Source organism: Acinetobacter sp. VT 511 (genome assembly GCF_001077515.1).
Taxonomy (GTDB): Bacteria; Pseudomonadota; Gammaproteobacteria; order Pseudomonadales; family Moraxellaceae; genus Acinetobacter; species Acinetobacter schindleri.
In genome coordinates, this window is the sequence record NZ_LFRE01000061.1 from 103936 (window position 1) to 118445 (window position 14510).

Sequence of the window (14510 nt, forward strand, 5' to 3'; positions counted from 1 at the left end):
AATGGCTAAGATATTAAGCATTACTCTGAATCCTGCAATTGACCTCACCGTGCAATTGGATCAACTAAAAGTTGGCGAGGTCAATCGTCAGTTAACGGCCCAAAGCCATGCAGCCGGTAAAGGCTTAAACGTGGCTCAGGTCCTTAAGGATTTGGGTCATGAACTGATTGTGAGTGGCTTTTTGGGGCAAGAAAACCGTCAAATTTTTGACCATCATATCCAGCAAGAGCAATTTGATAACCAATTTATTTATGTTGCAGGTGAAACACGACAAAACATTAAAGTTGCAGAAGCTTCTGGTCGAATGACTGACATCAATGGTAAGGGCTTTTTTGTAGATACCTCAGCAAAACAACAACTACGTCAACGCCTATCTCAACTGATTTTAGGGATTGATGTGATTGTGATTGCAGGTAGTTTGCCACAAGGTTTTTCTGCAGAAGAGCTTTCAACACTGATTCTATGGTTACAGTCTGTGGGTAAAAAAGTCGCAGTAGATACCAGTGGTGTTGCGTTGAAAGCAGCAATTGCTGCCCATCCTTGGTTGATTAAGCCTAATACAGATGAGTTGACTGAAACCTACCATTTGCCGGCAGAAAAGTTTGCAGAACAGCAGTATCTTTTTGCCAGTTTAAATAGTCAGATCGAACATATTGTGGTCTCGATGGGTGAAAACGGAGTGAACTGGCTTCACCGCACGCAACCCCTGCATGCTACTGCACCGAAAGTCACCGTCCAAAGTACGGTGGGTGCGGGAGATTCCTTGCTGGCAGGTATGATTCATGGCTTGTTGAGTTCAACTTCCCCAGAAGAAACATTAAAAACAGCAACCGCAATTGCGAGCAACGCTGTGACCCAAATTGGGTTTGCCCTTCCAGACTTTGCTGTTATTGAAGATTTGAAATCGCAAATCTCAGTCCAATCATTGAGTTAATACGATGCAAGAGATAAAACATATTTTATTTGTGCCACATAGTCCCGAGCAGCCGATTAATGCAGTGATTTTGGCTAAAAAACTGTCCAAAGCAGCAACAGCACTTGGTATTTCCAATGATGTGGCGACATCAGTCGAGCATCTTGATTTATCAAATGTTATTGATACGGTTGTTTTTGTTGGACAGAAGTCGGCAGATGCAGATCAACTGCGTGACAAGGTTGTGAAAGTCATTGGTTTGAATAACGCACAACACGATGCGATCATGCTTTTGCAACAAGTTCTTGAGCATTCAGATGCTTTAGATGAAACTATTGCAGCCAATGTAGGAGTTACACGGTTTGTCGCCATTACAGCATGTCCAACTGGCGTTGCGCATACGTTTATGGCGGCCGAAGCCTTACAACAAGGTGCAGTAAAGCACGGTTATCAGATTGATGTTGAAACCCAAGGATCGGTTGGGGCTAAAAATGTTTTATCGGCAGAAAGTATTGCCAAAGCAGATGTCGTGATCTTAGCAACGGATATTGAGGTCAATACAGATCGCTTTGTAGGCAAACGTGTATATCGCTGCAGTACAGGATTTGCCCTTAAGCAAACGGATAAGACTTTTGCAAACGCAATTGCTGAAGCCAAAGTGCTTGAAACGGGTAAGCAAACAGCCACTAAGACAGAAAATGAAAACAAAGAAAAAACTGGAATTTATAAACACCTTTTAACAGGGGTGTCTTTCATGCTGCCGATGGTGGTGGCGGGCGGTTTGATCATTGCCATCTCGTTTATGTTTGGCCTCAATCCTGTTGAAGGAAGCTTTGCCGCATCCTTAAAGCAAATAGGTGCTGCAGCATTTACTCTTATGGTACCTATGCTGGCAGGTTACATTGCTTATTCTATTGCGGATCGTCCGGGTTTAACTCCAGGTTTGATTGGCGGTTTACTTGCAACACAATTAGAGGCAGGCTTTCTCGGTGGATTAGTTGCAGGTTTTATTGCAGGTTATATTGCGTTATTTTTATCGAAACAGCTTAAACTCCCAAGTAGCCTAGAAGCATTAAAACCAATTTTGATTATTCCACTATTGGCCAGTTTAGCTGTTGGTTTAATCATGATTTATGTGGTTGGACAGCCTGTTGCACAATTGTTTGAATTACTCACACACTTCCTTGCCAATATGGGGACGACCAATGCCATGATCATGGGGATTATCCTTGGGAGTATGATGTGTATTGATGTTGGGGGGCCAATAAATAAAGCGGCTTATGCCTTTACGGTGGGCTTACTTACGTCACAAACATACGGACCGATGGCGATTACCATGGCTGCGGGTATGGTACCGCCATTGGGTATGGCAATTGCAACTTTTCTGGCAAAGCATAAATTTGCCAAACCTGAGCAAGATGCAGGGAAGGCTGCTGTAGTTCTGGGCCTATGTTTCATTTCGGAAGGGGCTATTCCGTTTGCTGCCAAAGACCCGATTCGAGTGCTTCCATGCGCGATCGCAGGTGGTGCTGTAACAGGGGCTTTGGTTGCATTATTTAAATGTGAACTAGTCACTCCGCATGGCGGTGTAATGGTACTGATCATCCCGAATGCGATGAATTATCCATTAAAATATTTATTGGCGATTGCGATTGGAAGTGTGGTGACTGGTGTAGCTTATGCCGTGATAAAACAACGGTTAGAATAAGCCCTTCATAGAAGCTTTGTGAAGGCTATTTAGTGCAATAAATGAATATTATGCTCAATCCTATTTTGGATCAGTTGGAGAGTCTCTGCTTGAATTTGTCCAGGTAATAGGTCATGAGCGATATTGCTGAATCGGATTGCAACCTTACAAATCGAGCCAATAATTTCATCGACTTCTTGGACACAAAGTTCCGCTTCCTGAGTACCAAGTTTCACAAGAGCTTGTCGAGGAATATCCAGTGCCTCACCCATGATATCCATTTGATGTGCAGGAAAGTTCTAAACCTTTACTGATCGCTTCTGCACTGTATTCAAAGGCGATTAATGGCCGACCTGTGATTGCGGTTGAGGAGACCAATGTACCCCAAAGCCAATATTCACCCCATCCATTGTAGTAAACATTAAGTTTTTGAGCATGGATTTATTTCCTTCTGATACGTTAGCGATCCCTACTGTTCTGAAATGACAGCTTTGTCCGTTATTATTGTATAAACATTTTTGGTTTCTGGTAATTATGTCCTCATTGATCAATTTTCTATCTCGCTTTAGTACTGCAACTCTTCAGCGCAGTCTGAGCTATGCTAAACACATTGATAGGGAAACGATTGAGTTCTTTGAGGAAAAAGACGGGGTTACGATGTATGCCCAAATTGAAGGAACAGATTATTACGATACCGCAATTACCTATAATCCCCAAAAAGACCGTTTAATCGATGACGACTGCACTTGTCCGGTTGGATATAACTGTAAACATGCTGCTGCTTTAGCGCGGTTATTCTTTCAGGAATATCGCCAGGAATTTCAGCAGCGTTATGCTGACTCTCAATCCCCGCAGGGAATCACAAAACGTCAACGGGGGGATGATCAGGCGCAGCGCTGGTTGAATGATTTTAAACGGTATTTACAACAGACTGAACCAGAGCAATCTGTCAAAACAAACAATTATTTAATTTACCTGCTAGATCAGTCGGTCAGCTTAAAGAAATTGACAGTTGACGTTCAGAAGGCCAGACGCAATAAAAACGGCTCAATTGCGGGGGAAAGTTATTATACCCAATATGAAAATATCACCAGAAAGCATCTGACTTTACCTGAACAAAAACGACAATTATTTAACCAGATTTATTATTATGCCAAAATAAACAGTGACGAACGCTTTTATCAAAGCAATCTTGATATCTCCAGAATTTTATTGGAGCATTTCAAATCTTTTATTCAAAGTGGCGATGTGTACTGGCAAAAAAAGAGCCATACTGCACTTCAATGGTCAGAACAAGGCTATCACATCGAACTGATCTGGCAACAAGGTGTAAACAAACAGACAGAGCATTTAAACATTGAATTGGTCAATGGTGATATTCGACTCGATTTGAAATCAAATCCACATATTCAGATTCTCGCGAGCCATCCCCCATGTTATGTGGATATTCAACAGAACACGGTGGGCCAGTTATATGGTGAATATACGGCAAATCTTCTGTACCATTTTTTACAGATGCCTGATCTTCCATCTATGCTCTTGCCAGAGTTTGAGAAACTGACTCATCAATATTCAGACGTGAAAAATCTGCCTCAGCCCGAGTTTATTCAGCATATTGATGTCCTTGAGGGAAGTCCCCAGCCAATTTTACGCTTCGGTGTTTTAGATAAATTTGATTGGAAATGGGAAGAGTCTGTTTGTGCCGAAATTGAATTCTCCTATGTAGGCGGACGAATAAAAGCAGGTACATCAGGTGACAGTTTTATTGGTGAGCAGCATGGCAAAATGGTGCGACAGCTTCGGGACTTCGTTCAGGAACAACAGTCAATCCAGCGTTTACAGCTATTGGTCGAATCACTGAAGTGGGTGAAAGATCTTAATTATTACCAGCAATTAAAACTGGATAAACAACGTCTTGATTCTATGGTTTTTGCGTTCTATGGAGACTGGATCAAACAGCTGATGCCCATCAATCAAATTGAATTGATTGGATGGCAGATAGAGCATCTGGAACACAGCCCATTTAAGCTGCAATATGTTGAAAATTTAAATATTTCCATCACTGAATCTGAAAGCCAACAAGACTGGTTCAATATCGGGGCGACCGTTCAGGACAGTGCAGGCAATAGCTATGATTTACTCGATGCACTTGTGGCTTTGGTGAAAGAACAGCCTGATTTACTTGATCCACGGATTTTTGGTCATCTGAATGACAGTTACATTTTCACCCTGAAAACTGCAGCGGATCAACCAGATTTGGCTTTATCCGCAAAGGACATTAAGCCGGTATTGTTGCATCTGCAGAGCATTTTACAGCAAGAAGAGCGCAGTATTGATCGCTATGATGCGAGTCAACTATTAGAATTACAGCATCATCTGGGGATGGTGGGGCAGGTCAGTAATCGCCTGCAGCAATTTGCGCAGAAATTCAAACAAGGCTATCAGCAACAACTGCCGACACCACAAGGTTTTCAGGGGGAATTACGTCCATACCAGCAGCAGGGCCTAGGCTGGTTACAGTTTTTAAGGGAAACCCAGCATGGCGGGATTCTGGCGGATGATATGGGTTTGGGTAAAACAGCACAAACTTTAGCCCACTTACTCATGGAAAAGCAGGCTGGTCATTTGCAGGACAGACCCGCCTTAATTGTTGCACCCACATCGCTGATGCATAACTGGTTCAAAGAAGCGGAAAAATTTACCCCTGAGCTCAAGGTACTGCTGCTACAAGGCCCCGACCGCCATCAGTATTTTGAGCAGATTTCACACTATGACATTGTGTTAACCACCTACCCGCTCTTGGCGAGAGATGAAGAGCAACTGAAGCAATATGAATATCATCAACTCATTCTGGATGAAGCGCAGAATATTAAAAATCCGCGTGCCAAAGCTGCACAGGTAGTACGGCAATTAACAGCGCGACATCGTCTATGTCTAACTGGTACACCTATGGAAAATCATTTGGGTGAGCTGTGGGCACTATTTTATTTTCTAATGCCAGGATTTTTATATTCACAAGAAATCTTTAATAAAAAGTACCGCTATCCTATTGAAAAACGCGGTGATCAGCAGCTAAGGCAAAAGTTGGTAAACCGCATTAAACCCTTTATTTTACGTCGTTTGAAAACTGACGTTGCCAAGGAATTGCCTGAAAAAACCACGATTGAAGTCAATATTGACATGAATGAGCAGCAATCCAAGCTATACGAGGCTGTTCGCGCCACGATGCAGGCAAATATTCAGAAAATTGTGGCAGAAAAAGGCTTTAAGCGTAGTCAAATCCAAATTTTAGATGCCTTGCTGAAGCTGCGTCAGGTCTGTTGTCATCCTAGCTTGCTGAAACTGGATTCAGTTAAAACCGGGCAGGCGTATTCTGCCAAACTTGAACAGTTGATGGATATGGTTGTTCCAATGGTAGAAGAGGGACGAAAAATTCTTATTTTCTCTCAGTTTACCTCAATGTTGGAACTGATTGAACAACAGCTCTATCACGCAGAAATTGGCTATGTGAAGCTGACTGGAAAGACCAAAAAGCGAGATGAAGTCATTACAGCATTTCAGTCTGGACAAGTGCCGGTATTTTTAATCAGTCTGAAAGCAGGAGGGGTAGGTCTGAATCTAACTGCCGCAGATACGGTCATTCACTATGATCCATGGTGGAACCCTGCTGCTGAAGATCAAGCTTCAGATCGTGCATGGCGGATTGGACAGGACAAGCCGGTATTTGTGTATAAGCTGATTACCAATAAAAGCATAGAAGAAAAAATTATTGCCTTGCAGCAGAATAAAGCAGAACTGGCACAGTCTATTCTAAGCACAGATCATGAGGGAGAAGCGAAACTGACGGAAAATGATGTGATGAAATTGTTTGAGAAATTTTAGTTTGGTTTGGGATATTGAGAAAATAAGAAAAGTGGGGTTCAGCGGATGCTTACCGAAAAAGAGATCTACACAGACCTCTTTTTTATTTGGGTTTAATACGTGAAATTATTGCTTAGTGTCATCTTCATTCAGAATTTGCCCTGTGTGCTTTGGTGTAATTAAAGGTGCAGTCGGACGCGGTCCTGTGTATTGCAAGCCGATACCCGCATAGACATCATCTGCTGCAACTTCGGTTTCAAAACGTTCTTTGTCTCGTTCTCGGATTTCTTGGCTAATTTCTTCAACATCACTCTGGTCAACACCCAATTCTTCTAAAATCGCACCGCCAAATAGCATTGCCGACTCGAAGGTTTCTCGAATCATATAATCCACATTTTGTTTTGCTAAATGCAGCGCATGCTCACGGTCATAAGAGCGAACCAGTAACTTGGTTAAAGGAAATTCATGTTGCACCAACTCTACAATCTTATTCGTCGTTTCTTTGTGGTCTACGCAAACAACAATTGCTTCAGCCGTATCTGCTCCCGAGGCATGTAAAATATCTAAACGAGAACCATCGCCATAGTAAATTTTAAATCCAAATCTTTCAGCATTTTGAATCATGTCGATATCATTATCAATGATGGTCACATCAATCCCTCGAGCAAGCAGTAATTGACTGGAGACTTGTCCAAAACGACCGAAACCAATCATCAATACTTTTCCAGAAAGTCCTTCGGCAATACGGATATTTTCTAAAGAAGTTTGTTCTGTAGTTTGGGTAAAACGTTTAAATAAAAAGCCAATAATCGGGGTCAAAATCATCGACAAGACTACAATCGCAGTCAGGTTTGAGCGTTCAACAGCACTAATGACTTGAGCACTCATGGCGGCAGTAAAGAGTACAAAAGCAAACTCACCTCCTTGAGCCATCAGTAATGCGCGATCGAGTGCTTCGGAGTGTGAACTTTTGGTCATGCGTGCAATTAGGTAAATCATGGATGCTTTGACAAACATCAGCAGAAGTACAGCACTTAAGATTAACACCCAGTTATTTTTTACGACGTTAAGGTCTAGTGACATGCCTACACCTAGAAAAAATAATCCGAGCAATATGCCACGAAACGGTTCAATATCTGCTTCAATCTGATGGCGAAAAGTGGATTCGGAGAGTAATACCCCTGCAATGAATGCCCCCATTGCCATCGATAAGCCAGTGACTTGCATCAGTAATGCTGCGCCGAGCACCACCAAGAGTGCTGCTGCAGTCATGACTTCACGGGCTTTGGCTGCGGCTAATAAGCGAAATAAAGGATTAAGCAACCAATAGCCTGCAGCGATTAAACCTGCAATTGAAATTAAACCAATTCCGATGCTCTGCAAACGCGTAGAAGTACTTTCAACAACATGATTCGGTGCGATAAAAGCGACAATTGCCAATAAAGGGACAATCAATAAATCTTCAAACAGCAGGATCGAGATAATTTTTTGTCCTCGTGGTTGAGCAATGTCTCCACGATCTCCCAAAAGTTGCATCACAATTGCAGTCGAGGTGAGTACAAAGCCTGCAGCACATACAAAACTCACTTGCCAAGAATAGCCATAGATCAAGCCTACCGCCGTTAACCCCAATGAACAGGCACTAATTTGTAATGTACCTAATCCAAAAATTTCTTTTCTTAAACTCCATAAATACAATGGACGCATTTCTAGTCCAATCACAAACAGATACATCACAATACCAAGCTCAGCGATATGCAAAATAGACGCAGAATCGTAGAAAAATGCCAGTCCAAATGGACCAATAATTAATCCTGCAATTAAATATCCCAATACCGAGCTTAATCCTAGGCGCTTGATTAAGGGGACTGCGATCACTGCAGCCGTGAGCAATATGACAGGGGATAAAAGGCTGATAGATATGGCTTCTGCACTCATATATTTCTCAGATTTTGTATTGGGGCTGTTGACATTTCAAGTATAGAATTTACCCGATAAAGGTAGCCAAATATATATATACAGGCTTCAAGCTAATGCAACTGCAGAGCCTGTAAATAATTTTGTGTAATTGCTTTTCATAAATTTAAAGGTGATCACTTAGAACCTATCCAGAATATTTTCTATGCAAAAGTAGCTTTAAAAAGGCTAAATTAATGAACTGAAGGTTCGTATTTAGGTACTTTTCACAGTTTTTCCAGAGCCTTCTACATTTTTCTAACCAGGCAAATGATCTTTCCACAACCCAGCGTTGTGGAATGGCTGCAAATTTATGCAATTCACTTCGTTTAGCTACATCAAATCGGGATCCGATTAAATTATTAACAGCCAAAGAAAAGGGTTCGCCTGTATAACCGTCATCAACAAGTACAACCTCTACATTTTGTAAGCTATCTTTAAGCAAAGTTATAGTATCTAACGCACCTTGACGATCTGTTTTATCTGCTGTCGTAGCCAATATTCCATGCGGGAGACCTTCAGTATCAACAATAATATGTCTTTTAATGCCTGAAACTTTTTTACCATCGTCATAACCTTTATCACGTGCAGTATCTGTGTTTTTTACACTTTGTGAATCAATCATGATAAAGCCAGTTTGTTCTTTCCATCCATTGCTGATACGGGCCTCGCCAACCACATTTTTTTAAAGCTTGCTCAAGTATGCTAGGTTCAGTTTCTGAAGACTTTTTATTCCAAATCGAGAAGTAATAATGCACAGTGCTTTTAGATGGGAAGTCTCGAGGAAGCATACTCCATTAGCATCCACTTATTAGAATATAGAGCAATGCGCAAAATACTTCATAGACATCAATGACTCTTGGACGTGTTTGTTTTCTTCCGCTCAATCGTGGCGGTTCAATTTCTTTAAAAGCTTCTCGACTAATGTTGCTGGATATGGTTTTCTCATGAGGGGAATTTAACAAATTATTTTTTCAATTGCTAAAAAAGAGTGAAATTAATACTGGATAGGCTCTAATGATTCTATGGATATACCTAAAGTTTTCAACTAACTACAAATTTGTCACACTTGTAATTTGAATCTGCGTTTATAAAAATAACCAGATTTTTACTAAAAACCTTGTATTTAACTTATGTTCACTTAAAGCTCACTTCATAATTTTATTTATAAATAATTTCTAATATTTTCAAAATATTATTCAAATCATTCTGGATTTTTTATTGTACTAAATTCCTGAACTTACTACGCAAATTTAAATCAAGATGCTTAAAATCACATTTTAATATCATTATTGTCGATGGTGGTCAGTCAGGGCTTTCAGTGAGCCATTATTTCAAACTCGCCAATTCAAACATGATAAAGACCTTTAGATGAGCAATTTCTATCTGCTACACAATAAAACTTTAGAGTTGAAGCAACAAATCAAATTTAAATCAGATTTGAAAAATAATTACGGTAGTTGCTGTCCTGTGGTAATAATTCTAATAAACGCTGTACCGCATCAATACGATCATGTGTTTGCCCAATAATCCGTAATAATTGATCGGTATCCTTTATTTGATAAATCAACTGGCTTAAACGGGCATCAAAACAATGTCTCCAAGTACTGAGTAAAGGGCTTTCTGATTTAGATAAAAAGCTACCTTTATATAGCGAGAATGTACTCGAAATAAGATTTGCATTTAATGATTGTTCAGCACGTAAAAAATCACATTGGACTTCACAGGTAAGCCTATAAATGCGAGCCTCAATTGAATGAGGTAATAGGCTACGAAGTTGTGAAAGCTCAGCCTTTAAGGTTTTTAGGCTCACATTACGCTCACCATAAAGGGCATAGTGTAACTCTTCTAAACCAATCCCGTACGGATACAAAGCTAAAATGCAAAGTATTTCAATTTGACGGTGAGTCAAGTTCAAAGTATGCCCATTAAATTGAACCCAGGGCGAACCTAGCGCTTTAATGTATAAAAAATTTTTCTGTTCAAATTTTATTGCTCGCTGTATTAAGTCTGCACAGCGCTCCACAGCAAGAATGCCTAGAGGGGTATGTTTTTTATATTTTGTGGAAAGATTGATAATGCCATGAAATTGACCTGAAGTCGGATCCCAGATAGGTGCTGCATAACAGACCCAATCACGAACGCTGTCCATTTGGTTTTCATGAGAATATACACAACTTGATGTTTGACTATTTAATGTCATACCAATCGCATTGGTCCCAACCGCCTGCGTTGACCAATGGCCACCTTCAATAAAATGTACCTGTTCAGCAGAAGAAAGCATCGCGGAACTACTCCAGGTCCATAACAGAGTACCATGGTGATCTGTAAGACCAATTGCCATATCGGAATCATCAGCAATTCTTAATAAATCGGCATAATTATGCTGAATAGAGCGGCGGAATAGGGAAGTCTGATCTTCTTGAGGCAAAGCCAAAACGGGTGCAGCCTGAACAATGTGCTGATTAATTAAATGTGTTGTTTGCAGCTTTTTTGCTGGTGCTGTATTGAACAGGTTCATATCATATTCCTTTATGATTAGACTGTAATATCTTTAAACTTCAGAAATCAGTTTCCAGATCTATACTCATTCAATCTTTTCTTACGTGTACCAAATCATTTTTTCTTGGATTCGTTAAATAACCTTTTTTGGGTTTTACCAGCCTTTTAGCTACTTTAAAATTGTTGTTATGGACTGGAAATGACTATTTTTATCTGAAGTGTTAATAAAAGTAACCATTATGTTGATAAATAGGATCCTTTAAATGATGAAAATGTCATTCACGCACGTAGGGCACAGGTACAGCCTCACCATAATACTGGCGGTCAGCAAAATAACTCGATCGCACTAATGGTGCACTCCAAATATTCTTAAACTCTAAGTGCTCTCCATGAGTTTGATAATGTTTAAACTCTTGCAATGTAACAAAACGATGAATTGGCGCATGTGATTTGGATGGCTGTAGGTATTGGCCGATTGTGACATAATCAATTTGATAATCTTTCAAATCATTTAATAACGCAATAACCTCAGCTTCAATCTCTCCTAAACCCACCATCAAACCACATTTCGTTGGGATATCAGGGCAGTAGTGTTTAAATTTCTTAAGTAAATTCAATGAATGCTGATAGTCAGCGCCTGGTCGCATGGCTTTATACAGGCGTGGCACGGTTTCAATATTGTGATTAAAGACATCAGGTGGATTTTTGCTCAGAATTTTAAGTGCACTATCTGCGCGACCACGAAAATCAGGAACCAAAATTTCAATCAAAGTGTCTGGACTAGTTTGACGAATTTCTCGAATGCAATCTGCAAAATGCTGTGCACCGCCATCTTTTAAATCATCTCGGTCAACGGAAGTAATCACAACATACTTTAAGTTTAGATTCTTCACCGTTTCAGCCAAATGCAGTGGCTCGTTAATATCTAAGGCATTAGGACGGCCATGCGAGACATCACAGAATGGACAGCGTCGAGTACAGATATCTCCCATAATCATGAATGTTGCTGTTCCACTACCGAAACATTGCGGCAAGTTAGGACAAGCCGCTTCTTCGCAAACGGTATGTAGTTTTTGTTGTCTTAATAAATCCTTAATGATTTGGACTTCCTCAGGTCGACTAATTTTAGTCCGGATCCATTCTGGCTTTTTCGGTATCGTTTCCGTTGGAACAACTTTAATTGGAATACGCGCCATTTTTTTAGCGCCACGTAACTTCTTTCCAGTTAATACTGGGTTATTTAAATCCATTTCAAACACTCCGTCGTTTAAAATAATTAATATTGAGCCTGATATTAAATAAGCTGCTTTAAATGCATTAATAATATTAAAACAGGGCAAAAAACTTATCATATAAAACAAAGGTTGGTTAAAGGTTTGTTTTTGTATATAGCTGAATAATATTAAAAAATTTACAAATTTCTTAATTTTATAAACCATTGTTTTTAATGTTTATCTTATGTTTTTATGCATTATATTTTTTTAGTCTAATATGAAATTAAATAAAAATATTCTTATATAAATATACGATTTAAAAATCCAGTTATTCAACTTGGGATTTTCTTTTAAGCGTAGTTAATAAGGAATAAATATATGCAATTAACGGAAGAGCAATTGCTAGCAGCATACAAAAGAATGCGCGACATTCGTGAATTTGAGGATCGACTTCACGATGAAAACAATACAGGTGATATCCCAGGTTTCATCCACCTTTATAGCGGTGAGGAAGCTGTTGCCGTAGGGATCTGTGAAAATTTAACAGATAAGGACTTCATTACCTCAACACATCGTGGTCACGGACATTGTATTGCAAAGGGCTGTGACATTCACGCCATGATGCTAGAAATTTTTGGCAAAGATGATGGTTTGTGTCGTGGTAAAGGCGGCTCAATGCACATTGCGGACTTAGATAAAGGCATGCTCGGTGCAAACGGTATTGTGGGTGGTGGTCCACCTTTGGCTATTGGGGCAGCTTTAAGTGCTAAAACACTCAAAAATGGTGGGATTGGTCTATCTTTTACCGGTGATGGCGGTTCAAATCAGGGCTTAACTTTTGAAGCCATTAATATGGCTGTTGTGTTAAAGCTTCCTGTCATTTTTGTTTTTGAAAATAACGGTTTTGGTGAAGGTACTGCACATGATTATGCCGTAGGCAGTAAAGATATTGCAGGCCGAGCAGCAGGTTTTGGCTTACCCGCTGAAAAAGTAGATGGAACAGACTTTTTTGCTGTGTATGAGGTTGCACAAAAAGCCATTGAACGTGCCCGCCGTGGTGAAGGGCCGAGTGTGATTGAAACGGTAACCAACCGATTTTATGGACATTTTGAAGGTGATCCAGGGCTTATCCGTTCTAAAGAAGAACTGGATTATGTCAAAGAACATAAAGATCCATTGAAAATATTCCGCGAAAAAGTCAAAGACAAAATTGACGAAGCCAAGCTCGATGCGATTGACGCTCAGTCTAAAGCCAATGTAGACGATGCCGTTGCAAAGGCACGTGCAGCTAAGTACCCAGAAGCCTCTCAGTTACTTACCGATGTATACGTCTCTTACTAAAGGAATAGTAGAAAAATGCCAAATAAAAGTTATCGAAACGCGATTAAAGAAGCAATTGAATTAGAAATGCGCCGAGACCCAAGTGTCATTGTGGTCGGTGAAGATGTTCGTGGTGGACATGGTGGTAAAAATACCGATGATAATAAGCTGGAAGGTTTTGGCGGTGTACTTGGTGTAACCAAAGGCTTATGGACTGAATTTGGTTCTGAACGAGTCATTGATACTCCAATTACAGAATCAGCGATTATTGGTATGGCGGCAGGTGCTGCTGCAACGGGTTTAAGACCTGTGGCAGATTTAATGTTTATGGATTTTTACGGCGTGTGTTATGACATGCTGTATAACCAAGCAGCTAAATTTCGCTACATGTTTGGCGGCAAAGCCAAAGCGCCACTCGTTGTACGTGGCATGATTGGTGCAGGTTTTTCCGCAGCAGCGCAGCATTCTCAGTCGCCATATAACGTGTTTGCCTCAGTGCCTGGTTTAAAAGTGGTGGTGCCTTCAAGTGCCTATGATGTAAAAGGGTTGTTGATTCAAGCCATTCGAGATGACGACCCAGTAGTCTTTTGTGAACACAAGTTGTTGTACGACATTAAGGGCGAAGTGCCAGATGAGTCCTACACTATTCCTTTTGGTGTCGCAAATTACACCCGTGAAGGTACTGATATCACCATTATTGCCTTAAGTTTGATGGTGCATCGTGCCAATGAAGTCGCTGATAAGCTCGCAAAAGAAGGCATTTCGGTTGAAGTGGTTGACCCTAGAACCATTTCACCATTAGACGAAGATGGCATTTTAGAGTCCGTAGCTTCAACAGGTCGTGTGGTGATTGTAGATGAATCTGCCGCACGTTGTGGTTTCGGACATGATGTGGCTGCGCTTATTGCCCAGAAAGGCTTTCATTATCTTAAAGCACCAATCGAATTAGTCACTCCACCACACTCACCCGTACCATTTTCACCAGTACTAGAAAAAGAATGGCTACCTAGTGTAGAACGCATCGAACAGGCTGTACGCAAGACGTTGGAGGCTTAGG

The 14510-nt window shown here is 40.6% G+C and carries 9 protein-coding genes and 1 pseudogene; 5 read left to right on the forward strand and 5 right to left on the reverse strand.

Translation table 11 applies throughout. From position 1 onward, the window contains the following. The first annotated feature begins 1 nt into the window (after position 1). Together pfkB and ACS72_RS09145 are read left to right on the forward strand one after the other, a co-directional pair. Positions 2-934 (forward strand): 1-phosphofructokinase, encoded by a 933-nt coding sequence (gene pfkB, locus ACS72_RS09140; RefSeq protein ID WP_048881919.1) that lies wholly within the window; start codon positions 2-4, stop codon positions 932-934. 4 nt (positions 935-938) lie between these two features. Beyond that, on the forward strand, positions 939-2621 hold the full coding sequence (locus tag ACS72_RS09145; protein ID WP_048881920.1) for a fructose-specific PTS transporter subunit EIIC: 1683 nt from the start codon (positions 939-941) through the stop codon (positions 2619-2621). A gap of 29 nt (positions 2622-2650) precedes the next feature. Here the strand turns inward: ACS72_RS09145 and ACS72_RS09150 are convergent, their stop codons facing one another. Continuing rightward, the gene (locus ACS72_RS09150; protein WP_048881921.1) at positions 2651-2872 is read right to left on the reverse strand and encodes a hypothetical protein; all 222 of its coding nucleotides are present in this window, start codon (positions 2870-2872) and stop codon (positions 2651-2653) included. Between the two features lie 262 nt (positions 2873-3134). On the opposite strand from ACS72_RS09150, the gene ACS72_RS09155 reads away from it, so the two are divergent. Then, a complete protein-coding gene (locus ACS72_RS09155) occupies positions 3135-6482 on the forward strand; it encodes a DEAD/DEAH box helicase (RefSeq protein WP_048881922.1) in 3348 nt (1115 codons plus the stop codon). 105 nt (positions 6483-6587) lie between these two features. On the opposite strand, the gene ACS72_RS09160 is transcribed toward ACS72_RS09155, so the two are convergent. The 4 genes and pseudogenes from ACS72_RS09160 to lipA all read right to left on the reverse strand — a co-directional run bounded on the left by ACS72_RS09160 (position 6588) and on the right by lipA (position 12169). Then, on the reverse strand, positions 6588-8399 hold the full coding sequence (locus ACS72_RS09160) for a monovalent cation:proton antiporter-2 (CPA2) family protein (RefSeq protein WP_048881923.1): 1812 nt from the start codon (positions 8397-8399) through the stop codon (positions 6588-6590). Between the two features lie 166 nt (positions 8400-8565). Beyond that, a pseudogene (locus ACS72_RS09165) lies at positions 8566-9366 on the reverse strand (IS5 family transposase). Positions 9367-9846: 480 nt separating this feature from the next. Then, positions 9847-10938, reverse strand: a complete 1092-nt coding sequence (locus ACS72_RS09170; protein ID WP_048881925.1) for a hypothetical protein — start codon at positions 10936-10938, stop codon at positions 9847-9849. A gap of 256 nt (positions 10939-11194) precedes the next feature. Then, entirely contained in the window at positions 11195-12169 is a 975-nt protein-coding gene (lipA, locus tag ACS72_RS09175; RefSeq protein ID WP_048881926.1) for a lipoyl synthase, read from the reverse strand. 342 nt (positions 12170-12511) lie between these two features. On the opposite strand from lipA, the gene ACS72_RS09180 reads away from it, so the two are divergent. Both ACS72_RS09180 and ACS72_RS09185 read left to right on the forward strand, forming a co-directional pair. Continuing rightward, positions 12512-13474 (forward strand): thiamine pyrophosphate-dependent dehydrogenase E1 component subunit alpha, encoded by a 963-nt coding sequence (locus ACS72_RS09180; protein WP_004812189.1) that lies wholly within the window; start codon positions 12512-12514, stop codon positions 13472-13474. A 15-nt stretch (positions 13475-13489) separates the two neighbouring features. After that, positions 13490-14509 (forward strand): alpha-ketoacid dehydrogenase subunit beta, encoded by a 1020-nt coding sequence (locus tag ACS72_RS09185; RefSeq protein ID WP_048881927.1) that lies wholly within the window; start codon positions 13490-13492, stop codon positions 14507-14509. Position 14510: the final 1 nt, after the last annotated feature.

Excerpts from the sequence above, each read along its gene's own strand:
- ACS72_RS09145 (WP_048881920.1), top strand. The coding sequence starts at position 939 with ATGCAAGAGATAAAACATATTTTATTTGTGCCACATAGTCCCGAGCAG.
- lipA (WP_048881926.1), bottom strand. The coding sequence starts at position 12,169 with ATGGATTTAAATAACCCAGTATTAACTGGAAAGAAGTTACGTGGCGCT.
- ACS72_RS09170 (WP_048881925.1), bottom strand. The coding sequence starts at position 10,938 with ATGAACCTGTTCAATACAGCACCAGCAAAAAAGCTGCAAACAACACAT.
- ACS72_RS09155 (WP_048881922.1), top strand. The coding sequence starts at position 3,135 with ATGTCCTCATTGATCAATTTTCTATCTCGCTTTAGTACTGCAACTCTT.
- pfkB (WP_048881919.1), top strand. The coding sequence starts at position 2 with ATGGCTAAGATATTAAGCATTACTCTGAATCCTGCAATTGACCTCACC.
- ACS72_RS09160 (WP_048881923.1), bottom strand. The coding sequence starts at position 8,399 with ATGAGTGCAGAAGCCATATCTATCAGCCTTTTATCCCCTGTCATATTG.
- ACS72_RS09185 (WP_048881927.1), top strand. The coding sequence starts at position 13,490 with ATGCCAAATAAAAGTTATCGAAACGCGATTAAAGAAGCAATTGAATTA.
- ACS72_RS09180 (WP_004812189.1), top strand. The coding sequence starts at position 12,512 with ATGCAATTAACGGAAGAGCAATTGCTAGCAGCATACAAAAGAATGCGC.
- ACS72_RS09150 (WP_048881921.1), bottom strand. The coding sequence starts at position 2,872 with ATGGGTGAGGCACTGGATATTCCTCGACAAGCTCTTGTGAAACTTGGT.